This window comes from Streptomyces sp. NPDC004542, assembly GCF_040610035.1.
Lineage (GTDB): Bacteria > Actinomycetota > Actinomycetes > Streptomycetales > Streptomycetaceae > Streptomyces.
The window spans coordinates 1-26,463 of the sequence record NZ_JBEXLP010000015.1 but is presented as its reverse complement, the minus strand read 5'-3'; the positions used below and the strand labels follow the sequence as shown (position 1 = coordinate 26,463).

The 26,463-nt window shown below is 65.3% G+C and carries 20 protein-coding genes and 2 pseudogenes; 10 read left to right on the top strand and 12 right to left on the bottom strand.

Annotation, left to right across the window (positions count from 1 at the left end; all coding sequences use genetic code 11):
- Positions 1-77 precede the first annotated feature (77 nt).
- The 3 genes from ABZX30_RS11645 to ABZX30_RS11635 all read right to left on the bottom strand — a co-directional run bounded on the left by ABZX30_RS11645 (position 78) and on the right by ABZX30_RS11635 (position 2,349).
- Positions 78-806 (bottom strand): GntR family transcriptional regulator, encoded by a 729-nt coding sequence (locus ABZX30_RS11645; protein ID WP_355931879.1) that lies wholly within the window; start codon positions 804-806, stop codon positions 78-80.
- Positions 807-892: 86 nt separating this feature from the next.
- Positions 893-1,330, bottom strand: coding sequence for an ATP-binding protein (locus tag ABZX30_RS11640; RefSeq protein ID WP_355931876.1), 438 nt, complete (start codon positions 1,328-1,330; stop codon positions 893-895).
- A gap of 278 nt (positions 1,331-1,608) precedes the next feature.
- Entirely contained in the window at positions 1,609-2,349 is a 741-nt protein-coding gene (locus tag ABZX30_RS11635; RefSeq protein WP_355931875.1) for a GntR family transcriptional regulator, read from the bottom strand.
- A gap of 81 nt (positions 2,350-2,430) precedes the next feature.
- On the opposite strand from ABZX30_RS11635, the gene ABZX30_RS11630 reads away from it, so the two are divergent.
- Entirely contained in the window at positions 2,431-3,543 is a 1,113-nt protein-coding gene (locus ABZX30_RS11630) for a DUF1152 domain-containing protein (protein ID WP_355931873.1), read from the top strand.
- 33 nt (positions 3,544-3,576) lie between these two features.
- On the opposite strand, the gene ABZX30_RS11625 is transcribed toward ABZX30_RS11630, so the two are convergent.
- From ABZX30_RS11625 to ABZX30_RS11610, 4 genes are all read right to left on the bottom strand, one after another.
- Positions 3,577-5,394, bottom strand: a complete 1,818-nt coding sequence (locus ABZX30_RS11625) for an IS481 family transposase (RefSeq protein WP_355931870.1) — start codon at positions 5,392-5,394, stop codon at positions 3,577-3,579.
- Positions 5,395-5,891: 497 nt separating this feature from the next.
- Entirely contained in the window at positions 5,892-6,965 is a 1,074-nt protein-coding gene (locus ABZX30_RS11620; RefSeq protein ID WP_355931867.1) for a hypothetical protein, read from the bottom strand.
- A 14-nt stretch (positions 6,966-6,979) separates the two neighbouring features.
- Positions 6,980-7,579 carry a hypothetical protein gene (locus ABZX30_RS11615; protein ID WP_355931864.1) on the bottom strand — a complete coding sequence of 200 codons (600 nt, stop codon included), beginning with the start codon at positions 7,577-7,579 and terminating at the stop codon, positions 6,980-6,982.
- Positions 7,576-9,567 (bottom strand): AAA family ATPase, encoded by a 1,992-nt coding sequence (locus tag ABZX30_RS11610; protein WP_355931862.1) that lies wholly within the window; start codon positions 9,565-9,567, stop codon positions 7,576-7,578. The genes ABZX30_RS11615 and ABZX30_RS11610 overlap by 4 nt, the downstream gene beginning before the upstream one ends.
- A 240-nt stretch (positions 9,568-9,807) precedes the next feature.
- On the opposite strand from ABZX30_RS11610, the gene ABZX30_RS11605 reads away from it, so the two are divergent.
- Positions 9,808-11,139: a hypothetical protein gene (locus ABZX30_RS11605; protein ID WP_355931860.1), complete on the top strand. Its 1,332-nt coding sequence runs from the start codon at positions 9,808-9,810 to the stop codon at positions 11,137-11,139.
- A 175-nt stretch (positions 11,140-11,314) separates the two neighbouring features.
- Here ABZX30_RS11605 and ABZX30_RS11600 read toward each other — a convergent pair whose 3' ends face one another.
- Positions 11,315-12,709 (bottom strand): hypothetical protein, encoded by a 1,395-nt coding sequence (locus ABZX30_RS11600; protein WP_355931858.1) that lies wholly within the window; start codon positions 12,707-12,709, stop codon positions 11,315-11,317.
- Between the two features lie 492 nt (positions 12,710-13,201).
- Between ABZX30_RS11600 and ABZX30_RS11595 the strand changes: the two genes are divergently transcribed.
- The gene (locus tag ABZX30_RS11595; RefSeq protein ID WP_355931857.1) at positions 13,202-13,951 is read left to right on the top strand and encodes a transposase family protein; all 750 of its coding nucleotides are present in this window, start codon (positions 13,202-13,204) and stop codon (positions 13,949-13,951) included.
- 149 nt (positions 13,952-14,100) lie between these two features.
- On the opposite strand, the gene ABZX30_RS11590 is transcribed toward ABZX30_RS11595, so the two are convergent.
- On the bottom strand, positions 14,101-16,506 hold the full coding sequence (locus ABZX30_RS11590; RefSeq protein ID WP_355931854.1) for an NACHT domain-containing protein: 2,406 nt from the start codon (positions 16,504-16,506) through the stop codon (positions 14,101-14,103).
- Between the two features lie 242 nt (positions 16,507-16,748).
- On the opposite strand from ABZX30_RS11590, the pseudogene ABZX30_RS11585 reads away from it, so the two are divergent.
- The 3 genes and pseudogenes from ABZX30_RS11585 to ABZX30_RS11575 form a co-directional block, all read left to right on the top strand.
- A pseudogene (locus ABZX30_RS11585) lies at positions 16,749-16,880 on the top strand (IS5/IS1182 family transposase); the annotation flags it as partial.
- A gap of 6 nt (positions 16,881-16,886) precedes the next feature.
- Positions 16,887-17,231, top strand: a pseudogene (locus ABZX30_RS11580) (Scr1 family TA system antitoxin-like transcriptional regulator); the annotation flags it as partial.
- Positions 17,232-17,235: 4 nt separating this feature from the next.
- Positions 17,236-17,460 carry a DUF397 domain-containing protein gene (locus ABZX30_RS11575; RefSeq protein ID WP_355931853.1) on the top strand — a complete coding sequence of 75 codons (225 nt, stop codon included), beginning with the start codon at positions 17,236-17,238 and terminating at the stop codon, positions 17,458-17,460.
- Between the two features lie 26 nt (positions 17,461-17,486).
- Here ABZX30_RS11575 and ABZX30_RS11570 read toward each other — a convergent pair whose 3' ends face one another.
- The gene (locus tag ABZX30_RS11570; protein WP_355931850.1) at positions 17,487-19,913 is read right to left on the bottom strand and encodes a hypothetical protein; all 2,427 of its coding nucleotides are present in this window, start codon (positions 19,911-19,913) and stop codon (positions 17,487-17,489) included.
- A 331-nt stretch (positions 19,914-20,244) separates the two neighbouring features.
- Between ABZX30_RS11570 and ABZX30_RS11565 the strand changes: the two genes are divergently transcribed.
- From ABZX30_RS11565 to ABZX30_RS11550, 4 genes are all read left to right on the top strand, one after another.
- Positions 20,245-20,841: a hypothetical protein gene (locus tag ABZX30_RS11565; protein ID WP_355931847.1), complete on the top strand. Its 597-nt coding sequence runs from the start codon at positions 20,245-20,247 to the stop codon at positions 20,839-20,841.
- A gap of 492 nt (positions 20,842-21,333) precedes the next feature.
- Positions 21,334-23,004 (top strand): allantoin permease, encoded by a 1,671-nt coding sequence (locus ABZX30_RS11560; RefSeq protein ID WP_355931845.1) that lies wholly within the window; start codon positions 21,334-21,336, stop codon positions 23,002-23,004.
- A 495-nt stretch (positions 23,005-23,499) separates the two neighbouring features.
- Positions 23,500-24,162, top strand: a complete 663-nt coding sequence (locus ABZX30_RS11555) for a hypothetical protein (RefSeq protein ID WP_355931842.1) — start codon at positions 23,500-23,502, stop codon at positions 24,160-24,162.
- Between the two features lie 32 nt (positions 24,163-24,194).
- A complete protein-coding gene (locus ABZX30_RS11550) occupies positions 24,195-25,196 on the top strand; it encodes a hypothetical protein (RefSeq protein ID WP_355931839.1) in 1,002 nt (333 codons plus the stop codon).
- Positions 25,197-25,506: 310 nt separating this feature from the next.
- Here the strand turns inward: ABZX30_RS11550 and ABZX30_RS11545 are convergent, their stop codons facing one another.
- Positions 25,507-25,773, bottom strand: coding sequence for a hypothetical protein (locus ABZX30_RS11545; protein WP_355931836.1), 267 nt, complete (start codon positions 25,771-25,773; stop codon positions 25,507-25,509).
- Positions 25,766-26,158 (bottom strand): hypothetical protein, encoded by a 393-nt coding sequence (locus ABZX30_RS11540; protein ID WP_355931833.1) that lies wholly within the window; start codon positions 26,156-26,158, stop codon positions 25,766-25,768. Before ABZX30_RS11540 ends, ABZX30_RS11545 begins: the two co-directional genes overlap by 8 nt.
- Positions 26,159-26,463: the final 305 nt, after the last annotated feature.

Below are 26,463 nucleotides of genomic sequence, written 5' to 3'. Positions count from 1 at the left end.
ACTTAGCAAGCTTGAAGTTAGGGATGCCAGGTTGACTTGTCAAGTGATTGTGGAGCGGAACCGGCCTCGAACGAGGCTCAGTTCAGACGGTAGGTGTCTTCGAGCTCCTGCCGATCGGCAGGAAGCAGCACGTCAGAGACTTGCAGAGCCTGCCCGGAGGCGTCGCGGGCGATGACCAGGACGCTGAGCACAGGCACGCCGTCCGGCAGGCCGAGTAGCTCAGCGTCCCCCGCTTTGGGCAGTCGGGCAGAAACCCTCTCTGTCACGTGGTCGAAGCGGACCTTCTTCCGGGCTTCGATGTGCTCACGGACGCTGCCGCTGAGGACTTCGCGCCTGTCCAGCTCGGTTCCCTCGACCAGGCCGGCGGGGAAGTACGACGAGACCAACTCGACTGCTTCGCCGCCCTCTTCGACGAGGAATCGGCGCACGAGGACCTTGGCCCGTCTCGGCAGGCCGAGGGCGGAGGCAATCCGAGCAGGAACGGGGACCTCGCCGACTTCAATCAGCCGCCCCGGGGCCTGCGACTCGTCGCGCTCCAGAGCCTCACGCCCCCGCCGGTCCTGCCGCTCGACAACTTCCGGTCGGCCCCGGACGATGGTCCCGAACCCCTGGCGGGACTCCAGCCAGCCGTCCCGCTTCAGCAGCTCCAGAGCCCGCACGACGGTCGGGCGGGACATCCCGAAGGCTTGCACCAGCTGGTTTTCACTGGGTACGCGGGTGCCGGGCGGGTACGTGCCGTCCTCGATACGACGCTGAATCGTCTGCGCGAGGCGCACGTACTTCGGTGGCTCCACTTCATACGCCATGAACGCCGCCCGTCGGGATTGGCCAAGTCAACTGGTCAACCAGACTAGCGTCTCTATTGCGCGCGCAATAGGTGTGGCTGGTTCCGTCAGCTCGGCCAGGCATTGGCCACCACGAAGGAGACCATCGTCCCGCCGAAGCGACTCGGCCCGGAGTGCCACGCGTCGGCGATCGAGTCGACCAGCAGCAGCCCGCGGCCGTGCGCGTCGTTGGCATCCGGGCGCCGGAGCCGTACGTTCGCGGGGAACCCCGGATTGTGCACCTCCACCCGGAGTGATGTTCCCGCACGGAACCATTCCACCCGCACCATCCACGGCTCATCCGACCGGCCGTAGAGGATGGCATTGGTCACCAGTTCCGAGATCATCAGCGCACAGTCGTCGACCGAGCAGGCCGGGTTGTACGGGGCGATGAACTTCTGGAACCAGCGCCGGGCCCGCGGTACGGACTCAGGGGACGGATGCAAGGTCATCGCCCCGAGACGCGGTGATGCCGGGCTGGGATCGCGGTCGATCATGTAGGCCATCCGCGCTCACTCCTTGCCGGTGCCGTCACAGTCGAGGCACCGTCGCTTCGATGCGGGACGGGCACAGTCGTTGGCGGTGGAGAGCGCCAGCGTCGTACGCGAACTGACACGCTTCCAGCCAAGCCCCCGGCACGCCCGGCAAGCTAACCGCGTGCCCTGATCCGGCCGCTGACTCGTCACGCCGTGCCCCCTTCCGAGTAAGTGGCCTTGGCCACTTACTGGATAGTGGCATTAGCCACTGTGCCGATGCAAGCGGTTCGGCAGAACTGCCGTCCCGCTCAGGTCAGCGGGTAGCCCTGCTCGAACGCCCAGCGGCGTGGCGGGTACGTGGCTTCGGCGAACTCCAGCGGCCGGTCCTGGAGGTCGTAGACGACGTGGTGGACGACCAACACGGCTGACCCTGGCTCCAGTTGGAGGTCCGCTACCTCTTCGGCAGTCGCACTCCGAGCGCACATGCGGTCTTCGGCGTAGCTTCCCTGACGTCCCGTCATCGTCTCGACGTACATCAGGGTTCCCTCCTGAATCCGCTCGGGTTCCATGAGCTTGGGCGCCCGCTCGCCGACGTCCGGAGCAAACCACGACGTGGACAAGGTGATCGGCCCGTCCTGGTTGTTGGTCACGCGCCGGCGGTGAACAGCCCGACGGTCCCGTACCAGGCCCAGCGCCTCAGCCACGTGGTCCGGCGCCTCCAGCCAGCCCGCAGACGTGATCACCGCGTACTCGCCGGGCGTGTAGATCTTCCCGGTCTGCCGCGCCCGGCCGTACAGCTCACGGGCCCGCCGGTTGACCTCCAGGCTCCGCACATACGTGCCCGACCCCTGACGCTTCTCGACCAGCCCCTGATGACTCAGCGCTTCGAGCGACCGTGCCGCCGTCGGCCTGGACACCTTCCAGTCCGCCGCGAGTTGCCGTTCCGAGGGAACCTCGTCCCCCGGCCGCAGGTCGCCCCGAAGGATCTGATCACGGATGAAGTGCGCGATCTGGAGATACTTCGGCTGAGTCTCCTCGATCTGCGGCATGTCCCCTCCTCGTCCAAGTGGCTATGGCCTCTGGCCACTATAAGGTGAGTGGCCAATACCGGACCCCGTAACCTTGAGCACATGACGCGGTTGATCGTCGCAGCAGGAGGAGGGGGCGACGCAGTCGCCGCCGCAATGCTTGACGCCGCCCTCTACGGCGACGACGACCAGGCGGTGATCCTCACCTACGCGTGGGACCGCCTACTCATCGACCCGCTACCAGGACCCCGAGGCGCCGACAGCTTCACTGGGCTCACGCCGATCACTTCCGCTGTCTGGTCAGTGCCGGCGGAGGCTCGCCCAGTTCCTCCAGTGGGATCGACGCTGCCCCGGCTTGCCGCAGAGCTCCCGCACACCTTCGCACTGCTGGACCCCCACCACGGCGCCGAGGGCGTGACGCGCCAACTGGAAGAGCTCGTTGGCCACTTGGAGCCGGAGTCGATCGACCTCCTGGACGTCGGCGGCGACATCCTGGCCCGAGGCGACGAGCCCACGCTAAAGAGCCCGCTCGCCGACGCCCTCACACTCGCGGCATGCTGCCAAGTTAACGCGCCCGTGCGTCTCTTGGTCGCAGGCCCTGGCCTGGACGGTGAGCTCTCTCTCGACGACCTGCGCGGCATACTCGGCCCGATCGTTCACACCTTCACGGCGAAGGACACCGAGCCAGTCAGCCTGGTCCTGGAGTGGCACCCATCCGAGGCCACGGCGATGCTCGCAGCGACAGCCCGAGGCGTACGTGGCACATGCGAGGTACGGGACGCAGGCCTACCCGTACCGCTCACGGACGAGGGTCCCGCCGTCCACGAGGTCGACATGGACGAGGCGCTGAGTCGAAACGAGCTGGCCCGCGCGATCATGACGACCGCGACCCTGGACGAGGTAGAGGCCTACAGCCGCGAAGTCTGCGGCTACTCGGAGATCGACTACGAGCGAAACAAGGCCGCCTGGCTCAAGGACCAGCCGCCAACAGAGCTGGTGCCGACGACGGTTCTGGCCGAGCTGGACCAGTTCGAGAGCGAGGCCCGCAGCCGCGGAGTCACCCACACGACGTTCCGCCACATCACCGAGGCCCTGAACCTCAACGGCAACCAGCGCAAAGACCTACGCGAGCTCCTGCTCAACAGCCGTCCGGAGCAGTACGCCGCACCCCTGTGGCGCATCACGACGCAATGTCGGATCCCAGTTGATGCTTGACGTTCTGGTCCCAGGTGATGTTTGACGGTGGGCCTAGACAACATCGGAAACCTTACGGGGCTTGTTCGCTTTCACGTGGCGGACGGGAATGTCGGTGGTGCGGCGGATGACCCGGACCTGGCCGTCCAGCGCGACGGTGATCGTCGTGTCCGACACGTGCACGGTCACGGTCTGCCCCGCGTAGGGGCGGCCGAGGGACACGGTCTGCCGGCAGACCATGACCGTGCCGACCGCGCTGACCCGCCGCTGCACCCGCACCGGCTCGACGCCCGGACGCGGCGGCGGGCCCGCGGGCCGCAGACCCCGCAGCCGCTGCACCTGGTCGCGGGTGAGCGGGTTGGGCCGCACCCGCAGCAGTTCCCGCGAGGACGGATCGAAGAACGACAGGGTCTCGTCGTCGATCCGGATGCCCACCTGGCGGCCTCCCAGGATCTCCGCCGCCAGCACTTGATGCCCGCCCAGGCCCACCAGCCCGCTGTTGTTCACCACCCGGTCCACCTCGAACGCCGCCCCGTCCCCGGCCGGAATCGGTGCCGGTCCGGCTGCCCGTCCGCCCCGGGCGGCCAACTGCGCAAGATCGGCCACGGACAAGTGCGAGCGCACGCTCTTGATCCTCGCCCCGGCGATCAGCAGATGGATCACCGAGGTGTCGGCCCAGAACGTCACCGTCAGCCCGGCGCGGGCCGGGCCCAGCCAGAACTGCTTGCCCGCGACCTGCAGATTCCCACTCGCAGGCACCACCCGCTCGAACTCCACCGGCCCACCGGGCTCTATCGGGACCGCTGCCGCGGCCGGCTCAGGCGGGCCGGCCGGCACAGTCGGCACTTCAGCCGGACCCGGCTCCGCAGGAGGTGTCCGCTGCTGCGGCACCAGCGCGAGCACTGCGGGCACCCTCAGGCCCAGCACGTCCCGTTCCTGCTCGGCAACCGGGGAGAACCGATCGGCCGGGGACTGCATGTCCAGCGCCTGATGCGGACGCGAGGAGTTGTACTCCTCCACCCACGCATCCAACGCGGCCTGAGCCTCCCCGATACTCTCGAACGCACCGCAGTCATCCAGGAGTTCACGCCGCAGCGTCTGATGGAACCGCTCGACCTTGCCCGTCGTGGTCGGCGACGCCGGCTGGGTGAGCCGGTGCGCGATCCCGTTCTCCCGGCAGATCCGGTCGAACAGCACCTCACCACCGTGCCCGAACCGGTCCGTGAACTGCTTGCCGTTGTCGGTCAGCACCTCTTCCGGCACCCCGAACACCTGCAAGGCCCCGGCGAACGCCGCGCAGACCGCCCGCCCGGTCGCCCGCTCGACCACCGACGCGATCACGCAGTACCGGGAATGATCGTCCACCCCAGTCACGATCTTCGCCTCGGACAACTCGCCCGTGACCGGGTCGACCAGCATCACACCGCCGACGATGTCCATCTGCCACAACTGCATCGCCCGGTCCCGCTGCCAGCGTTTGTAATCCGACCGCTTCCTCCGCCGCACCCCCGGCACCACCAGGCCATGACGGACCAGGATCCGATACACCGTCATCCGCGACGGCACCGGCGCCACCGTCCCGGACCGCTCCAGCACATGAGCGATCCGCCGCGGACCCCACTTCGGGTACTTGCGCCGCACCTCGCACACCGCCGTCTCCACCTCGGCAGAAGCCTGATGCGGACACGACGCCGGCCTACGCGAACGATCCGACAGCCCCGCCAAACCGGCAGCTGCATACCGGGACTTCCACCCGCTCACCGTCTGCCGCGACACCCCGAGCGAAGCCGCGACCTCCGTCACCGTCGCACCCGCCAACACAGCAAGCACAGCCCGGTATCTCTGCTCGACAACCGACAACTCCACCAGCACCAATCCCGGCCTCCCCACACGCACCGCAACGACGCGCACAGAAAAGCCGAACACGGCCACTGTCAACCATCAGCTGGGACCGAAGTGTCAAGCATCTACCGGGACCGGACACGCATCACGACGCAACCTGAGTAACAACCTTCTTCACGGGTTCAAGGCGGCTCGCTCCGCTCCCCGCGCGCGGCCCGGCCCCCGGCCGGGCCTGCGCTCCTGTCTCCGCCCCGCTCCAGCCCGGCCGGCGCCCGGACCGCGCCCATGGCAATCAGTTGCCTGATGCCAGAGAAGGGGTACGTCGTGGCTGGGGCGGTCGGCTCCACGGCTTTAGCCACCTCCCCGGTCCGGGGCCCGCGTCGAGCAAGACCAGGGGGCCACTCGTGCACATTGCGGGCAGGCCCAAAGCCTGCCCGAGTTGCCAACCAGCGTAAGGCCCCCTGGTCATGCTCGACCCCAGACCGGGCAGGCCACCGGCCAAACCCGCTCCACCGACCTCCGCGACGTCAAGCACGGCTGGGGCTGCTTGCCCGACCGACTCTGGGTTCACAGAAACACTGCACCGGGTCCGCCATGTCGCTTCGCCCCATGAGGTCAGCGTCGAATTGAATCTTTTTATCGCGGTAAGCCCAAGCGTCTTTCTCGGTCAGACTAACCGTGTCATCCTTCACTCTCGCCCGACGTCCGTCGAACACAAAGAGATACCCACGACGATCATACGTCGCCGCCCGCTCCCTTGTCCTGTCTAGGTACTCTGCAAGCTGCCGAAGCCCGTCGTGCGCACGCTTTTCAGCGTGACTGCTCGTTATCCTCGGATTATCGCCTAGGACACCGCTGTGACCGAGCCATTTGATCTCGATCATAGCTATTCGATTCGAATTTTCCCACTTGATCTCGATATCTACGGGATTACGATCATCTACATTGCTTTCGGGCCGAATATCAGGATTGCCTTCTCGAAGACTGCTGGCCAAGTACTGAACCAACGAGTCTCGCATCTCCGATTCAGGTGCGGCCTTCCAAACAATCCTGTCGTCGTCGCGCCACAACGAGGCCAGGATACGGCACTGGCTGGAGCGAGCAAGCCTCACCGAGTAATGCTCCAGGCAATCAGCGAGTTCCCGGAACTTAGATATACCGAAAATCTTCGTGAAGGCGACTGAAGCGGGCACCTGGCCGAGGCGGCCATTCACCCAAAATTCCTCACCTCTGCCGGGCTCATAGTGATACAAGACCGTTTCATGCGCGAGTTCCGCCGGCTCATATCGCTCCTTCCATACCCAGAAGACGTCGTCATCGCACACCTCGACCGTAAGCAGGCCATCGTTGTGCATAGGCAACCGACTCACGTCAGGAACCTTGTAGGCGCGACTATAATCCAGAGAGGAAGATTCGTCCGTCGTCCTATAGAACACCGTCAGAGCCGAGTTGATTGATTCATAATCAACCGCTCGATGAATCTCCTTAAGCTTGGGCAGGAAGTCACGCAGGATATCCGGGCCAGCTTCCCCCAAGGTTTTTGAGGCTACAGCAATGTAGTGCCCCCGAGCCATTTCAGCGAGGCGCTCTAGCTGAGACACAGTCCCCCCTCTACTTACTTTCCCGCGTTGGCTGTCTGCTCCAGCAGGAAACTTAGCCAGACCACGGCAGGAACCATGTAATCTGGAATATCACTGCCCAACGACCTCTTGAGAACGGCGAACTGTGCATAGACCTGTGCCAGGTTGGCATCCTCCAACAGTTCCTGAGGCACCTCAAGCTGTTGAGCCTTCGCCAGATGTGGCTCACGTGCCACCCCCTCTTCTACAGAGGAGACGGGCATGGCGGCGGATGCTCCTGTAGATCCGCGAAGATATGGCACTCGGTCACTAAAGCGACCCAACTGCAGCCAAAGATCCAGCTCTTTTCTGCCCGCCTCAGTAATGACTAGCCTATCTTCCTCAGAAGCAAGAAGTTGCCTAACCTTAAGGAACTCGACGGCATTGTAGAGCTCCACGCTGAAGGGCGAAGATGTGGGCGTCGAGAAAAACGTGTACCCCCAACTCGCGACCGGCTTGCGATCATAAAGGCCCAGCAGGCAAGCAAGATAGATGAAGATCTGAACTGAGCTGAGTGAGATCTCCTTCGTTTCATCGGAGATTTCGGATACGACGAAGAGCGCATCAAACGATGCCTCTGGCGATGCCTGACTCAAAACATTCTCCCGTCCAAGCTTGCCTGGATTGCAGCGTATGACTCATCGAACAACTCTTCTGAGTCTGCCTGCACCTCAGACAGAACCGACCAATTGGTCATGCGCTCTACGTGCATCAACTCACGCCCACACACATGAGCAAGCTCTAGAACGAGGCGGTTGGAGTTCAAATTCGCAGTCATGATGAGGCGGTTACCTCGACCTACGAAAGCTCCGAACATCTCGCCGGCACGACTCTCATATGCGATATCGAGCGATCCCTCCGGAGTGTCGATGTAGAGGCCGGCTGAAGCGCCGTTAAGCATATGCTCCGTCAACGCCATCCGCAGAGCGATGTCGATGAAATACCGCTGGCTTTCAGACAACTGGTTCTGCTCACGCCGGGGCTGTCGATCAATCGTCACGATCAACTCCGGCCCCCGAGCTCTTTGATCTAGGCGGCAATGAAGATCCATTCCCAGAAAGGCACGGGCGAGACTCTGAAATCGCGGAACAAACTCGAGCTCAGCCTCGGCATACTTTTCAGCGAGTTCCCGCTTGACCGGAGTGAGCAAAGCTTGATACTCGTCTCGTTTCTGACGGTACCGATCCCTCCTGTCTTGCGCGGCAGCGAACTCTGCTTGAAGCTGCTTTATAACATCAGAAACGCCAGAATGTGCAGCTTTGTTGCGTACCCAATCAGAGTTCTCCCGCTCGAACTCCTCAATAGCTCGCGTTGTACGGCGAAACTCATCCTGCGCGACCTGCCGTTGCTGCTCGGCACGTTCAGCATCCTCCTGGGCTGCTTTGAGTCGAGCAGCACTCTGCTGCAGCCGCACATCTAGCTCACGGAGGAGGTCGAAATCTTCTCCCTCGTCAGACGAACTAGTATCGCTATGACACAGTGGGCACCTGTTGTCAGCAAGAATCCGTTCAACTTCAGCGATCGAGTCCACCGAGGCAGTGCCACAGATGCCACATGATTGATCATGAATAAGCTTGTGGATGAGCGGATGCTCTGTTGGTCCACTCTTGGGGCTCAGCCGACTATTGAAGGCACGGTCATACTCTGTAGTCAGGGAGTGATGATCAGCAGCTGCAATACCTACCTGCAGACGTGCATCCTTCTCTTGAGCCAGCCTCTGATCAACGATGGCAGCGCAACTATCGCGCTGATCCAGCAGGCTTCGATGCTTATCTTCCAACTCCTCGTTGAGTTCGAATGAACCCCCACTTCGCTCCAAGAGGTCCCGGATTTGAGCACGAGCCGAAGTAGCCTGGTACTGGGCATTCCTGGCTTGCGATTCGAGCCTGTCTGCCTTTCTTTGCCACTCGCCTGCCGCGTCCGCCCTCGCCGAATCGAGGCCGAAAACGAGGAAGAGAGCGAACCTGGCGACCTCTGGATCCCAGAAAAGGAGGTGTCGACGCTCATCAAAGGTTACAAGGAAATGCTGAACATAGATTAGTTGGTCGAAACTGGCCAAGCCGGCATGCTTAAGGCTGAGAGTCTCATATTCCTCCATGATCTCCCTGCCTAGCGTCGGATCTCCGAATTCTCCCGCTCGTTCGAGATCAACGTCTGGACCCTTCACTCGTAGAGAACGAAGAGCGTCCCCGTCAAAGAAACCCCGCGTGACCTCATACTCATATTCTCCGATCGTGAATTCTACTGAAACCTCGGCGATTTCCCTGTCATCCGTCTTTACGCGTCCAGTGAAGTAATCAGGTGCATACGAACGCGCACTCTTGCTGTATTCTGAAAGTGACAACACCTTGACCTCAGGAGGGGCTACCGCACCAGTGAGGGCATAATTCAAGATGGCCAAGAAAGTGGACTTCCCGAGTCCATTTGCACCAGACAGGCAAAACACGTTCTTGTCGAAGTCAACGACGTTCTCGCTGCGATTGCGATATAGCGAGAAGTGAGAGATCCGCAACCGTCGAACCTGCGGAAGGCGGATGCTGCCAGCCCGCTCCCCCATGTCTGCCCCTCCCTGATGCACCGTCATGTGCGGGACTGTAGTGGCAACTAGGTGCCGGCACCAGGTACTGTCGCTGGTGCATGCCTCAGTAGGCCCCACAGCGGGGGTGTCGCCCGCAGCTGCCTCTCCAACGACGCGAGCTTTCAAGCCAGAGGCGCTCGATCGTGGTATCGTGCGCCGGTTACGCGGCCTGCCCTTGCTAGCGACTGTGGACCGGTCGCACCGCCTACCTGCGAACTGGGCCGCTAGGAATTGCGAGGAGTTTCTATGGCCCAGGCCGGCGCGCAGGCGCTGACCGCTCATTATCGCAGCCTGCAGAAGAGTTGGGCAGTCTCACATAATGAAACATACCGGCGACTAGTTGTCCCAAATGGCAACTCCTCGCAGCCATTCCATCGCTGGTTCCACTTGAAGGAAGCCTACTCGTCTCAGCTGTTGCCTCAACTTATCTCAGATAGTGGCGACTCTCCGCGGGAAGCCCTACGGGTTCGCGATCCATACAGCGGCAGCGGTACTACACTGCTCAGCGCCCTTGAGGTGAGTTCCCAGCGCGATCTTCCCGTCGCTGTCCATGGCACAGAGCGCAACCCATTCATCTGGGAGCTCGCTCATTCGAAGGTCGCAGGCAGAATTGCCGGACGTGAGGCCGCTAAAGAGTTCGAGGTAGCCCTCGACTCCGTTGAGGCGCTCTACCGTTCTCCTAATCGGCCGTCCGTCTCGATCCCCGACCAAGCAACGTTGCGTAACGAACGCTATTTTGCGCGTGACAATGTAGAGAAGCTGTGCTCCATTCGGCGAGCAATTGATATGTGTGCTGACGGGCTGTCGCGTTCTCTCTTGAGAGTGAGTCTTGCGGCCGCGGTGGAAAGTTGCGGACGGCTGCGTCGAGACGGCCGAGCATTGCGATTCACCCCCAGCAGGCAACCCAAGGATGCCTGGACCGCCTTCAGCGAGCGTGCCGCTGTCGTCCTACAGGATCTCGAGGTAACCGATCCACTAGATGCATCCGGGGCTGTGCGGCTCGGCGATGGACGAGAGCGCAGCGGTGAAGCCATCGAATTTGATTGGATAGTCTTTTCCCCTCCTTATCCAAACAATATCGACTACACCGAAGTTTATAAAACCGAAGCGTGGGTGCTTGGCTGCTACGAAACCGCAGAGGAAATGCGCACGCAACGGCAGCTAACGGTACGTAGCCATCCGAGCATTCGATTCGAGCGCGAGTATTCTTATCTCGAGGGTGGCAAATCTGCTGATGTCAATCGGATCATTGATCCAGTGATCTCGTCTGTCCCTAAGGGGAAGTACTATAACGGACGAGTGGAAGTGATACGTGGCTACGCCGATGACATGTTGCAAACTCTACAGTCGTGCCGGCGCGAAGTTGCCTCGAATGGACGTCTAGCCTTCATCGTAGGCAATTCAGCACACGCCTCAGGCGACCATGCCTTCATCATTGCCGCAGACGTCCTCATGGGTGCTTTGGCGGAACTCGCTGGCTGGCGAGTAACTGAGCTCAACATTGCGCGTGAGCTAAGTCGGCGAAATGCGGACAGTGAGTTCTTGCGAGAAAGCGTCGTGATGCTAGAGCCGGCCTGACCTACGTTGCGCTAGTGGAGAGCCCTGGCTGTATGCCTGGGCTAGCGTCCTGACGAAAGCGCCCAGGAACAGGTGTGAGCAGACCTAGTCCACCGTAGATAGTGTTTTCGTCCTCTGCGTCCGACTGACGCAGAGGACAGCCAGGCAAAGCAGGCGTAGCCGTCACCAGGTGAGCTCAACTAGTCATTGGAAAGTCTCGGGGAAGGACGGCCGGCGGAGTGGTCACGAAAAACTGTTGAAGCGGTTCGAGCACCACCAGCCGACGAACCTCCTCTGAGAGTTGGGAGGCATCTAGATGAAGCGGCAGGTCTGGGACCGTGGTAATCAACCAGCGAAGCAAAACCTGTAGTGCAACTGACCTGAGCTCCGACAAGGTTTTCGCGTTGATCTCTCCCGTATCGTCCCCGTGTGCATACTTCGAGCGAATCTCGTAAGCATTTTTGACGATCTTTTGCACCGCCAGACGATCGCTGTCCGTCATCCACAAGGAAGCAGCTCGGTAGGCGACCTTACGGCTCAGGTCGAGATTCTGCTCGTCTGACAGCAATGCCTCCATGGCGATGACGTAATGAAGCACAACTTCCTCGGCCTCTTCCTCCCAGACGAAGTCGTTCCCGAACGTTCGATGCGAGGCGCGTACCAGGTGCTGGGCAGCACGGCTCAGACGACGCGATCGCTTTGAGGGCTTCTTTTTAGTGGTCTCGCTCGTGATCGCATCGATACGACTAGAAACTGCCTCACAAAAAGAAGCTAGGCGTCCTGTATCTTCGGGTGCCACCGTATAGGTTCCGATATCGTGTGACTCAACCTCCTCTTGCTCTCCCTGTGGTCCCTGATAAACGTCGATGCGGGTCGTCGCCTCGCCTGTCGACAGGTGCACCTCGCGGCCGCGCCTTACCGTGTACAGGGCTTCCATCCGCAGCACATCGTCCCAGCACCAGAGCTGCAAGGTGATAAGGGGTTTCCAGAACAGTGTCTCCGGCCGGGTATGCAGAAGAGGGAAACGTAAGCCTGTACGGTCGGGCTTCTTTTCCGTGTCTGGCCGATGCAGGAAAGCAGCGCCAGCTAGCAGCCGCGGCGGCAAAGGATTCGGCTGCAGAAGCTCATCTAGTGACGGGATGGGTTGGAGCTTATGGAGTTCCGCTCCGGTGAACGTCTGCAAGGTGTAGTTGCCGACGTCTATACATGTTCCAGGGGGAAAAGAACCGTCCAGCAGGATCCAGTCCTCCACCACAGGCATTGGCGCCATGCAAAATCGCTTGAACTCTTCGGCTAGATCGTCCGTGAAGATAGAGAGTCCAGCTGCGGCAGCGTGTGCCGCACGCGCGAGGCCGGTTGTCTCAAGCAGAACATGGTCATGTGGAATTCGGTTTTCGCCTTTGGTGTACAGGTCAGGTCTGCGATCGGGATGAACAGCGGCAGCAATCGCAGCACGGACAGAGGCCCAGGCCGGGACGCGGCTCAATGCCAGCCAAGTCATCGTGTGAGGGGCGACTGGTTGTCTCGCCCCACTTGTCACATCGGCGAACCAACGTTGCAGTGCTGCTGTGATCGCGTCACCCTCACTCATCTGTCAGACGCTACCGCGGCCGAGCTGGCTATGCCTCCGCCTTTCGACGACAGGCTTCCTGACTGCCCGGAACCCATGAGTAGGCAGAGTTGACGCCAGGGTGCGTATGGTTCCTCAGCCGGGCGCTGTAGTCACGCCGAGCGGCGCTGCATTCACTTCTCCCCCGGTCCTCCCGAACAGCGGTTGTGCGTGGACCACCTGTGGCCGAGAAGGCGCCGTCTCTTCCGTAGGTAGCGGATGACCTGGACGTACGGTTGAGACTGCAAGGCCCTCCGGAGCCGTGTGCGCAGGTCCGATCTTGCCGCGGGCTACTGTCGGGGGCTTTCAAAGCCTCGCCCTCGGTGATTTCGCTGTGAGCAGCGGCTGGCGCAGGCAGACAGGTGCCACCGCAGGCAGCCGTCTGTAACTGATCGCGTGAACCTGGGCGGCGCTTCAGTCCCCTGCCGTTGGGGGCGGTGTTCGAAGTCTCAACCCACAGGCACAGGTGCCGCATTGGTTCCCTGTCCTGCCGCACTCGACCTGCCCCACGCCCTGGTCGAGTGGGTCACCATGCTCATCGTCACCAGCGAGGGTGACCGGCGATGCAAACTCCCGCCGCACCAGCGTGCCCTGGTCGGTCTGGTGTACCTGCGCAGGCACGACACCCTCGCCCAGCTCGCGGTCGGCTTCGGTATCTCCGTCGGCACCGCCCCCGCCTACGCGGCAGCCGTCATCGACCTGCTCGCGGACCGCGCGCCCGGCCTGCTGCGCGCCTTGCGCGAAGCCGACCCGGACTACGTCCTGCTGGACGGCACCCTGGCGGAGTGCGACCGGGTCGGCGACGGCCGGACCGACTACTCGCACAAGCATCGTCGGCACGGGGTGAATGTGCAGGTGGTGACCGACCCGGCCGGGCGGCTACTGTGGATCTCGCCTGCCCTGCCCGGCCGTGCCCACGACCTCACCGCGGCCCGCACACACCGGATCATCAGGATCTGCGAACGCCAGGGCATCCCGGTCCTCGCCGACCGCGCCTACGTGGGAGCCGGCCCGTGGGTGACGACACCGCTCAGACGCCCACCCGGCCGCGGGTTGCCACCGACTCAGCAAGCGCTCAACCGCGCGCTCTCGGCGGCACGGGCACCAGTGGAACGGGGTGTGGCCCGTCTGAAGTCCTGGCGCATCTTCCGCAGGGCTCGGTGCAGCCCGAATCGAATGTCGTCAATCGCCGTGGCCGTCCTCACCTTGGAGCGGCAACGCTGAAAGAGCTCACTCTATGGACACGACCCGTACGCGTCCCACCACTTGGGGCCGGATCGCCCGTACCGCGTACAACCGCCCCCGTTCCCCTTCAAGGCACTCTTGAGAGACGGCCCGTCCGCCACCGGCGCCTCGCCGGCCTCCACACCCGGTCACCTCAGGGACTGGCGGGCAAGGTGACGTTGCAGATCGATATGACGAAACTGGTGGACGGGTCCCACCTGGCGCAGAATGCCTCGGCTTCGGGCGTCGTCGAGAAAGGCCATGAGGTCGGGCGGGAATCCCTCGTACCGGGCGAGGTGGCTTTGCGTGAGGACGAAGAAGATGTACGAGGTCTGCCGGAGGGCGCCCAGCATTGCCCCCAGCAGGGCGTAGAGGCAGGCGAACGTCGCCACGCCGAAGATTCCGGAACCGCCGGTCAGGGTGAGGGGTGCGACCGACAGGCCGAAGACCACCAGGAAGACCCCACCGGTCATCAGTGTCATCGTGCCGGTCGCCTCGCGGTCTTGACGCAGGACGGTTTCGGGTCCCACCACTGTGGCAAGGTCGGGTGTCTGGACGGACAGACCGAAACCGATGCCGCCGGCGAGCCCGGTGACCAGGGCGATGGACAAGCCGATCTCGGCGATTACCGTCCACGTGGAGGCGTCCGCTCCCCACTGCGACGGCATCGCCGCGCTCACGCACGCTGCGATGCCCGTGAGCACCAGACTGAGCAGCAGCGCCGCCAGGCAACCAGACCGGCTCCATGCCCAGGCCAGCCGTCCGCCGGGGGTCGCGGCCGCTTCCCTCAGGCTGACGCGGGCGGCGTAGGAGAGGCCCAGGAAGAGTCCCAGCCTGGCGCCGCTCTCAAGTGCCTCGCCGGTCAAGGCAAGGGGGTTGTCCCAGTCCACCGGCTGGATGGTGACGACGACGTACGTGAGCACCCCTTGCGTCATCGCGCCGATCAGTGCGCCGGTCAGCCCCAGGGCCAGGATCCGCGCGGACCCCAGGGACCGGAACCTCGCCGCCGTCCGGCGGAGGGCCGGGAAGCCCAGGAAGACGACGATCGCGATGCCGGCGAGGTCGCCGCACGTCCACAGAACTGGGCCGTCGGAGGGTGCAACGAGCGTCACCAGGGCGCACGCGATCGCCACCAGGGCCGGGCGGGCCCCGGCCACCGTCAGCGCGGTCAGGAGCCCGAAGTACAGGCCCAGCGAGAGGCAGTAGAGGATGTCGCCCTGTGCCCCGTAAGTCAGCGACGCCGTCGCTCCGGCGGTGACCGTGGCCGTCACCAGTACGGCACCGCCCAGGACGAAGGCGACGAATCGCGCCGCCCGGCGCGTCGGCAGGAGCGCCCTCAGCCTCCACCAGGCGATGTCTGGAGCACCGCCCTGGTCGTGCTCCAGATGCCGGGCGATCCGGGTCAGGACTCGGTGTGCCTGCGGGGCGTCGGTTCCGTACACGCTGGGGAGGAAACTCCCGAGCAGGTGCTCGTCCACCTCGTCCCTCGTGCGGAACCGGCCGTCCTGGCACAGTCCCGCCGGGTCCGGCGGCAGGGTGCGGCCCGGATAGCCCGGCTCCAAGGAGGAGCGGTAGAACCTGCGCGCGAGAAACAGTCCCAACGGGGTGCTCAGGGCCTGTCCGACGGGACTTCGCGTGCCGAGTTCGGCCACCACCGGCTCCCAGCGCCGTGCCTCCGCGGTGCCCGGCCTCCCCCGGAGGTACCTGGCCGCGTCAGCGGCGTCCATGGGCAGAATGGTGATCCCCGCCGCCCCGTACACGCCGATGGCGAGGTCCGCGGCGTGAACGGCCTCGCGGAACTCCGCGAGGCGGCTGGAGAGCACCAGCGGGGCCGTGATCCAGGGGTCGTCGTTGACGGCGGCCAGCACCTTGGCACGCAGGCCCACCGGCAACTCGTCGAAGCCGTCGAGGATCGGCAGGATGCGCTGCCCCGTGAGCAGTGCCTCGGCCAGGTCGGCGGCGCCGTGCGTCGCGACACCGGCCGGCGGGAGTGCAGTCAGTCCCGGATAGCTTTGGCGAAGCTGACGGACCATCAAGTGCGACAGGGTGGTGTCATTCGGATGCCAGGAGCCGAGGTTGAAGAGCACCGGAACACGTTTCTCGGGGGCCGCGTCCCAGCTGTCGAGCAGATGCGACAGAAGGCGGTTCAGGAGCGTCGTCTTGCCCGCTCCGGGTTCCCCGAGAAGCAGCAGCCGCCGCGCCGGTGTCCTGTCACTGAACACCTTCCCGATCTCCCCGTCCCGTCCGGCCAGGCCAGCGGGCGTGGACGGCCAGCCGGCGGAGTCCCCGGGGCGACCACCGGGCCACTCGGTCGCGATGGACCGCAGGTTCGACCAGTCGTGGACGAAATCGAAGCCCGCGGCAGCCCAGGTGACCGGCATCGGAGCGAGGCCGTCCAGGCCACGGGCCTGCGTCTCGGCTTCCCACTGCCGCCGCACGAGGTCGGCCAGATCGCGGGCCGCGGACTCCAAGTCGCTCGCCCGTCCGGCGTCGAGCCGGTCGTGCGCGAACGCCTTCCAGGACAGGTACAAGGGGGCCAGCGTGGGCAGTGTCACGCTCAGCATCGATATGACGCCCAGTTTCCCCACGTAGGCCATGAGCAACGCGGCGCATGTCCCGCCCATCGCCAACGCCCAGTACCACCGACCGACACGCCCCCGTCCGGACGCCCCCGCATCTGTCATGTCGCTATGGTGTCGGATCGCGCCGCTCCACGGCGGAATATCCGCGTTTTCCAGCACTGCCTCTCGGCTGCCGGAGAGCAGCCGCCCCATGTCACCCCGAGGGCGACGAGTCGGCGGCACGGGCACCGGGCGAACACGGCATGGCGAGACTGCAGTCCTGGCAGATCTTCCGCCGATCACGCATCAGCCCCAGCCGCACGACCGTCATCACCAAAGCTGTCCTCACGCTGGAGAGGCAGCGCTGAAAACGCTCAGTGATCCACGAGGCAGCGCTGCGCATCAGGGTCGGTGACCGAGCCGCAGCACGGGCTCAGCTCGCCCGCGTCCTGGAACTCTCTGAAGCCGATCAGGTCACCGTACGTGTCATTCCCTTTGACCTGGACGGCTTCGGAGGAGCGGGAAGCGCCATGGGGTACGCAGGTGGTCCGGTCCCCAAGCTGGACACCTTCGTACGTGACGGACCCGATGGCCCTGTGTTCATCGACGCCGAAGCCCAACTCGGGCGCTACCGAACGCTCTTTTGCAGGGTGGAAGCGGCATCGCTCGAACCCGCGCGTTCGCGTGACCTCATCCTCCGGATGGCGAAGGAGCCGTGAGTCCATGTTGGACCTCAACACCTGGCAAAAGTCGTCCTACTCCGGCGGCGGCCAGGGCGACGCCTGCGTGGCGGTCGCACGTCGTCGCACCCACATAGCCGTCCGCGACTCGAAGGCCCCGGCGAGGGCTCCCCTCTCCGTCCCAACCGGAGCCTTCACCAGCTTCATCGAAGCCCTGAAGGGCGACACCTACTCCACGGTGGTGGACTTCAGCCTGCCTCGAGGCTGAACCACCTCGTCGCCACCGATCGGCACTCAGTGGCGCCTTTTGCCCTTCTTACGGCCGCCACCCTTGCCCCGCGCGGCCGGCGGCTCTTGACGCACCTGTGCCAGGTACGCCTTCTCGCACTCCTCGTACGCCAGCGCTGCGGGTCGGGCGATCTCCTCGTCCGGATGGTCCGACAGCAGCTGAAGGGCATGCGATGCGGTGGCGGGGTCGGCACGGGCGAGCTCCGACACCAGCGCCGACGCACCGCCCGGCCAGCCGGTGGCCATCTGCTCGAACCCCTCGTGCAGGGCGCCGAGTTCAGGGGTGCGAAGGCCGCCGTCCGCTCCTTCCGGCGGCGTCTCGTCGTCCTCGGGGACCTCGCCGAGGGCGAAGGACGCACGCCAGGCCGGGGCCGCGAGGGCGTGCAGCCGGTCCAGTCTCCACAGCAGCCGGGACGGGAGGGGCACGGCCTCTTCGTCGACCGCCTCCCCCGCCGCCCGCAGCGCCTCGGCGGCCCAGGCGCCGAGCACCGGGTCGCCGACGTACCCGGCGAGCAGCCCGGGCGGGGCGTCGGGCAGGGTTTGCGCCGCCAGCCTGCGGTGAGCCAGCAGATCCGTGGACGATGGGGGTCCCTCCGCGCGACCGGAGCCGAGAGTGGGGGAGGACGCCGCCAGTGCCGCCAGCAGCCTCGGCCAGCGCGCCTCGGGTCCCTCGCCGCCGGCAACCCACTGGCGCAGCACCCGGTGGGCGGCGGGATCGTCCCACTGCCGCGCAGCGGGGACCAGTTGTGCGGCATCCATGGCGATCACCGCCTCCACGGTGGGGAAGCGCTCCGCCACGTTCGCCGGCGTCCACCGCTGCCCCTCCCCGTCACCCGCGGCGGACCCGTCTGCCTCCCGCGCCGACTCCCCGGTAAGCGGCGGCCAGCCGCCGCCGTACGCCAGCAGCAGCGCCTCGCGAAGCACCGCGGCGGCCAGCGGGGTCAGCCCGTACGCGTCGCCGCGCCGCCACACCACACCGGCCGCGGCCAGCAGATCCAGGCGGCCGGCCAGCCGCCGAGCCTCCGGCGCCAGATCGGCGGCGTCCTGTTCGTCCAACGGACCGAGCTGCAGCAGTCGTTCGAGCTCGGGCAGCGACGGCAGGCGGTACGCCTCCGCCGTGTACCCGGGCTCATCCGACTCCGTGGAGTCCCCGGGTCCGCGCACCGGCGCGGCGAGCGACGCCTCCGGCGGTACCATCCAGTCGGCCGCCACAGCCGCATCCCGCGCCACCGACCGGGTCTCGCCCGCGGCGCAGTGGAGTGCCACCAGATCGCCCAGGATCTCGCCCTCGAAGTCTTCCCCGAGGTCCGGATCCGTGCCCAGCCGCGCGCACAGCTCCACCAGGGCGCGCACGGCGAGAGCCGCCAGTTCGCCCGCGTTCCGCTCACGCCATGCTTCCAGGGACGGCCCGGGCCGCGGCGTGCCTTCCTCGTCCAGGACGAGGAAACCGGTCGTGAGCGCGACGTCGGCCCCCTCCGCGTCGGCGTCCGCGGGCGGGCACGCGGCGAGCTGCGCGGCGGGCGCGAGCAACCCGCTGTCGCACAGCGCGGACACGAAGCCGTCCCGGTCCGTGGGCAGCGGGTGCGGCGGTGCGAAGGATTCCTCCCCCCGCAGCGTGTCGTACTGTTCGACCACCTTGCCCACCGCCGTGCGCAGCGCCATGTCGTCCGGACGCGGACCGGGAGCGGGAAGTGCCGCCGTCGGCAGTTCGGCCGGCCCGAGCGACCAGCGGCGGGCCACGCGCAACCCGGCTTTCGTGGCCGCCTCGGTCCACTCGTCCACTCCCTCGGCATCCATCAGACGCGCCACCTGCTCGGAGCCCAGCAGGTCCAGCACCCATGGCGCCTCGTCCGACTCGGTGAGATACAGGGCGAGGCGCTGCCCGAGCAGCATCGCGGCCACCGCCTGTCGTTCCATCGCCAGTCCGCGCCGGTAGGGGCCGAGCGCCCACGCCGCCGGGCCCGCGCACAAGGAGCCCGCGTCCGACTCCGCGGTCTCCGTCGCGTCGGGCAGGGACAGCAGCTCGGCACGCTCCGCGTACGGCAGCCGCGCCAGCTCCTCCAACCCTCCCCGCACCGCCTGCGCGTCCCGAACGTCGACACCGCGCGCTCGCAGCAGGCCGCCCCAGAAACGGGGGAGCGTCAACTCGCGCGGGTCGCACATCACCCGCAAGTGCTCCTCGGCGCACTTGTCGATCGCCTCGCGCAACCGCGCGTGCCGCTTGGTGTTGAGCCGCCCGTCCGCCCTGGTGCGGTCCGCCAGGACACGCAGTACCGCGAGTGCCGCGCCCTCCTCGCCCGGTGCGACGGAGAGGAACTGGGGCAGCGCCTCGAGCAGCACGGCCCGCACCAGGTCGGGGGTGGCCTCGGGCAGCCCGTCGCGTACCTTGGCGCCGCTCAGGGCGAGCAGATACACGACCGCGTCCGCGGCCACTGGGTCAAGACGTTCGCCATGCTCCGTGCCCCAGGAGAGAAGAGAGCAGACTGCCAGACCGGATTCCGCTTCGTGTGTCACCCGAACACCGTACAGAGCCGTTCACGGCGCGGAGCCACTCCCTTCCGTCGCCGACTGACCATGGAATGTCACCAGGAGGCGCGCAGCCCGACGGACACGGCCACCGCTCGGGTAGGCCATGTGAGGGAGTCTCCCGCAACGTGGCACTGGGGGCGAGAGAGCCGCAGCTCCGTGCTGGGCGGCGCCCCCCGGCTACCGACCGCTGGCCGCTGGGCGGGCCCCGCAGAGTGAGGGCGAGTTCGCCCCCTGGGTGGAACGCGCCCTGCTGGACCAGGGACGGGCCCTGTACTCCCGGGTGGAGGCGGAGTCCCTGCTGCGCGAGGACCCGCGGATCACCCACCGCACGCTGTACTACGACGTACTGTCCGCGGTCGCCCGGGGCGCCTCGACCCCGGCGAAGGTCGGCTCGATGCTGGAACGGTCCCGCTCCGCCATGGTGGCACCGCTGGAGGTGCTCGAGTCCACCGGCTACGTCCGCAAGGAGCAGGACCTGCTCAAGGCGCGGCACCCGGCCATCAGCGTGGCGGACCCGGTGATCCGCTTCAACCAGCTGATCACACTGCCCATGGTGGATCTGGTGGAACGGCGGCGTGGTGCCCAGGTGTGGCAGTCGTCCCGGCCGACGTACCACTGGAAGATCCTCGGCCCGCATTTCGAGGAGACCGCGCGTGAATGGGCCCGCTCCTTCGCCATCGACGAGACGGGGCTGTCCCTCGGCGCGGTGGGCACGGCGGAGATCGCCGACCCGACAGCCCGGACCAAGCACGAGGTCGACCTGCTCGCACTGGCCCCCGGCGAGCGCCCTCAAAACCCGCGAGCCGCCATCGCACTGATCGGTGAGGCCTGATCCACCCACCCATGCCCAGGAGGCATCCCGACTCCGCGCTCTTCCCCACGTTCGGCCTGTGGGCCACTCCTGTCGCCTACAGATGCCTGGACGCGAGCTCGTGCACGGCCTCACCACCTGGCCTGCGGTGCCCCGCAGGCGCCCCGCGAGAGCCTTCCGAAACGCTTCCTTCATCCGGGGAGCATGGAGAGGTAACGACTGCCTCCTAGCGTCCCCTGTCATGGACACGAAAGTCTGTACGCGCCCGGCCTCGCTTCGGATCCACGGCAACTCCCGCACCGTGCACGGGTCTACGCGACGTCCCGTGAGGCGTGTCTGAAGCAGGCGTATCGCCCGCCCCACGGGCCACGCCCCGCTGTCCCGCCCCGCTCGCCACTCCCCACCCCCGCAGTCCCCCTCCACGACGCTGTCACGCGGGCCCCGGCACCCTCGCCCGCCTCCGATGTGAGCCACCCCCACAGCAGTCCCCGACCCGCAGCAAGGAGGCACGGTATGAGCACCGAGCCACGACTGGCAGAAGTGACCGAGCCGGAACCGGCGCACAGGGCGGCGTCCGGCACCGACCAGGCCGTCAGGGAAACCCTGGAGGACTACACCCTCCGCTTCGCGCCCCGCAGTTACCGCCGCTGGACCCCCATGGTCGTGGCGACCACGGCGCTGGGCGGCATCGCGTACATGGCCGACTTCTCCATCGGGGCCGGTATCGGCCTGGCCCACGGCACCGGCAACGCGCTCGTGGCGATCACGGTCGCCGCCGTCGTCATCTTCGTCACCGGCCTCCCCCTCGCCTACTACGGCGCCCGCTACAACATCGACCTGGACCTGATCACCCGCGGCTCCGGCTTCGGCTACTACGGCTCGGTGCTGACCGGCGTCATCTTCGCCAGCTTCACCTTCATCTTCTTCGCCCTCGAAGGCTCGATCATGGCCCAGGGCCTCAAACTCGGCCTCGGACTGCCGCTCTGGCTCGGCTATCTGGTCTCCACCCTGATGGTGATCCCGCTGGTGATCTACGGCATGAAGGCGCTCAGCAAGCTCCAGGTGTGGACCACCCCGGTCTGGCTGGTGTTGATGGTCGCCCCGCTGGTCTACCTGATCGCCACCGACCCGGGCACGGTGGACCGCTTCCTCGCCTACGCCGGCACCGACGGCGAAGGTGGCGTCAACACCGCCTCCGTCCTCCTCGGCGCGGGCGTGTGCCTCTCCCTGATCGCGCAGATCGGCGAGCAGATCGACTACCTGCGCTTTATGCCGCCCAAGACCGCAGCGAACAAGCGCAGCTGGTGGACCGCCGTCATCATGGCCGGGCCGGGCTGGGTCGTGCTCGGCGCGCTGAAGCAGGCCATCGGCGTCTTCCTCGCCGTCTACGTCCTCGCCGAGGTCGGCGCGGACGCCGCACCCGAACCGATCCAGCAGTTCCGCGGCGCCTTCGACGCGATGATGCCGTCCTGGATGGTCATCCCACTCGCCGTGGCCCTCGTCGTGATCAGCCAGATCAAGATAAACGTCACCAACGCGTACTCCGGCTCGCTGGCGTGGACCAACTCCTTCACCCGCGTCACCAAGCACTACCCCGGCCGCATGGTCTTCGTCCTGGCCAACCTGGCCTTCGCCCTCGCCCTGATGGAAGCCGACATGTTCAGCTTCCTCAACGACATCCTCGGCTTCTACTCCAACTGCGCCATCGCCTGGGTCGTCACCGTCGCCACCGACATCGGCATCAACAAGTACCTGCTGAAGCTCTCCCCGCTCCAGCCCGAGTTCCGCCGCGGCATGCTCCACGCGGTCAACCCCGTGGGCGTCGTGGCCTTCGTCGCCGCCTCCGGCCTGTCCATCGCCATGTACTTCCACGCCCTCGGCGACACCCTCCAGCCGTACTCCCCCGTCGCCGCCGCCGTCATCGCCTTCGTCCTCACCCCGCTCATGGCCATCGTCACCAAGGGCAAGTACTACCTGCGCCGCACCGACGACGGCATCGAAGAGCCGCTCCTGGACGGGGACGGCAACCCCAGCGCCGTGACGTACGAGTGCCACGTGTGCCGCCAGGAGTTCGAGCGTCCGGACGTGGCCGCCTGCCGGACGCACGGCGCCGTCGTGTGCTCGCTGTGCCTGAGCACCGACAAGGTCGGCGACCACGTGCTGTCGCCGGCACCCACCGCCTGACGCCCCCTCACGCCCGGGAGAAAGCGAAGGGCCCCCGCACGTAACGTCTTTGCGGGAGCCCTCGGTTCCAAGACGGCAACCGTCCTCCACCGGCCAGAGGCGTCATCGCATCGTGAGGGCCCGACCCGAACCAGAGGTCCTGACGACAACTCCCGGAGCCGTGTGCGGAGATTCGAATCCTGCCGGGGGCACCCGGCATGAGGCGCCCAAAGAACCCGTCACCTGCGGAAACGCTTAATTAGGACACCGCCGTCAGGAGGTTGCGGCCTGCTCCATCGGGGGCTTCTGTGGCTCGTATTCAGCCGGTGCGGCCATGTCCACAGACTTCGTTGCGTTACGAAACAGTGACCCTGCGGGCCAGTCATTCATGGTGACTTCTGTGGCGAGTTACCCAGTTGGAAGATCGGGCTTGACGTGAACCCGCCTGGTGTCCCCCAAGTCCCGCCGATAGCGTTGGCACACTCGTGAGATTCCTCGCCCCACCGGGAGCCATCCGTGAACCGCCGTCCCACCCTGCTCGCAGCCGCCGCGCTGACCGCCGTCGCGGCCCTGTCGCTGTCCGCCTGCGGGAGCGGTGACGACGACTCCAAAGGCAACGAAAAGATCGCTGGTGCTGACACGGGTGACCAGCCGTCTGCTTCAGCGTCGCCGAGCCCCTCCGCCTCGACGCCTTCCGACCGCCCCGACATCACATTGCCGTCGGACCTCACCATGACGTTCGAGGGCGAGAAGACGGACGATTCCGTCAAGGACGCCGTGCTGGCCGACAGCGCCGAACGAATGCGCGCGGTCAACGCGGCAATCGCGGGTACGGACCCGAAGGAGAAAGGGATCGCCTTCTACAACAGCGGGAAAGCCCTGGAAGCGGCCGTGACGTGGGTGGGGAAGTTCAAGAAGGCGAGTCTCGGTATCACCGGGAGGTTCCGCTACTACGACCGGATCGTGACGCTGGACGGCAGCAAGACTGCGTCGGTCGTGTTCTGCGCCGACGAGAGCAAGGGCTACGCCAAGGACCTCAAGACGGGTAAGCCCAAGGTCACCACTCCGTCCGACCAGGACTTCATCCTCTACAACACCCGGCTGCAAAAGCGCGGTGACGGGGTGTGGCAGACCACGGGCATCGCGTCGACCGCGGGAGCGAAGCAGTGCCTGAAGTGAGCCGGCGAGTACTCAGTGGTCTCGTCCTGACCATGACGTTCGTGGCTCTGGGTTCGCCAAGCGCTTGGGCCAGTGCTACCCCTGACGGCAGTCGAGAAGGCGACACGACCGTGTCGGCAGACAGCAAGGGCGACACGGTTTCGGCGACAGCTGGCGCTGTCGTCTTCGACCGGTCGAAGAACGGTTCCGGGCAATCCGCGGGGGCAGTGACGTCTACGACCACGTGGACCCCACCTGCGTGCTACTACGCGCCCAGGTACACCCCGGCAGAGCTGAAGGCATATCTGGAGTCGATCTGGGAGGCCGAGTCGACCGGGGCTCAGTGGGACTTGGAGCAACGCAACAAGTACGAGAACGGTGGCCAGACCGCCGGCACGTACAAGGACTTCAACAAGGACAAGACCGGCAAGGGCTACTGGTGGGACTCATACGTCACCAAGGGACGTGAGGGCGACCCGGGCGCGCTCGACTGCACCAGGCCCATCTTCTGGGTGGACCAGGGTGAGGCTCCGCCGGCGGACATCCCCCAAGCAGTCACGCCGGAGGTGCTCGCGCAGCTCGCGTACGCCGAGATCCGCGTCCCCTCGGCCAAGGTCCAGCTCGCTCCAGAGGGCACCACGAAGGTGAACCTGCCGACCTGGGCGTGGCTGGACGCGGCGACGTTCGAGCCGGTATCGGTCACAGCGTCCGTCCCACTGCTCGGCATCGAGGCGACGACCACCGCCGAACCGGTGTCGCTGAGGATCGAGCCGGGCACGGCCGACGCCACGACGTTTCCGGCGTCCGGCGTCTGCGAGATCAGCAACGGCCGGATCGGTGAGGCGTACGCGAAGGGCAAGGCAGACGAGTCTCCGCCGTGCGGAGTCAGGTACCTGCGCTCCTCTGCAGACGGCTCGTACAAGCTCAAGGCCACCATCACCTGGAAGATCCACTGGACCGGTACAGGCGTGAACGGCGAACGGGCCCTGCCTGACGGGACATTCGGAGCCGAGCAGGACGTCGTCGTCCAGGAGATCCAGGCTGTCAACCGCTGATCACGGATCATTGAGCGTCCAGGAGTACGTGAGAGGCCGTGAACCACACTGTCCGTGCTGACAAGTCATCCCCATCGGGACCCGGTCCCCATGCTCCGACCATGTCAGAGGCTTCGCCGGCACCAGGCATCAACGACATCATGATCTGTCGCGCTGCTGCGCCTGGCCTGTCTCGCGCCGCCTACACCTTCGAGGAATTCCTGCGCCTTTCGGATTTCTGATCCGCTATCGCCGATCTCGCTCTAAAGCTGATCGGCTCGAACGGAAAGTCGTACATCCAGTCCACCACCTGCCAGGATTTCGTGCGGGGTCACGAGCCTTCGGATCTGATGCGTCTCGCAATCTCGATGTCATCCTTGAGTGCGCTCAGGCGGGGTGGGGTTCTGGAATCGTCAAGCACGACTACGTGCAGTCGATCGCCGATCTTGGGGGAATCCGCGTCACCCCACCAAGAGGGATGCTTTCTGAGATCGATGAAACCGTCGGCGTCTCCCATGTCCACCATCACACCTACCGGGCTGACCAGTGTGATGGTAACATCAAGCTCTTCGTGATCCCGGATCACTTCGTCACCCACTCCCGTTAATGGCGATCCACGTCTTGTTCAGCGTCAACTCATTGAATCTTTCGAGCTTGTCGACTGGAATGGTGAACTCGATTCTCGGGGTTCCGTTGGGCCCCTTGAGGTCGTATCTCCTCATGTAGGGAGACTTGGCGAATTCTTTGAGGAAGTCGGGATGCATGTCGTAGCGGACCATACCGTCCGCGAAATTCCTGCCGGTCGGACTCATGTACTCGGCCGCTACGCTACGTTCCCCGAAATATATCAGCCCGTCTGAGAGCAGTCCCGGCCCTGGCAGGGGTGCCGCGCTGATTATGATGGTGGAAGCAGTCCACGGTGATGGTGAGCAAGCGAACGGCGCCGCGCGGCTTCTCAGTACGATGCTGTCGTCGCTCGACAACCAGTAAGGCTTCGCACGGCTTCCGGCATCCACAGCAGGGCTTGCGCAAGTTCCCGGGATCGCCCAACTGGCGTCAGAGTGTCGCTGGTTGGGGTGGATGACAGAGCGGACACGGGATCCGTGATCATTCAGGTGTCTAAGCCAAGTGATCAAGAGGGTTCCCGTGTCCGCTGTCTCATCTTCCCCGATCCCTGCCGTGTTGGCCAAGTTGGGTCCACTCCATCCAGACGACATGCCTGACCTGCGGTTCTTCCTGGAAGCGGTGCCCGATCCTCGCTCCCGGCGGGGCCGCTGGTACTCACTGA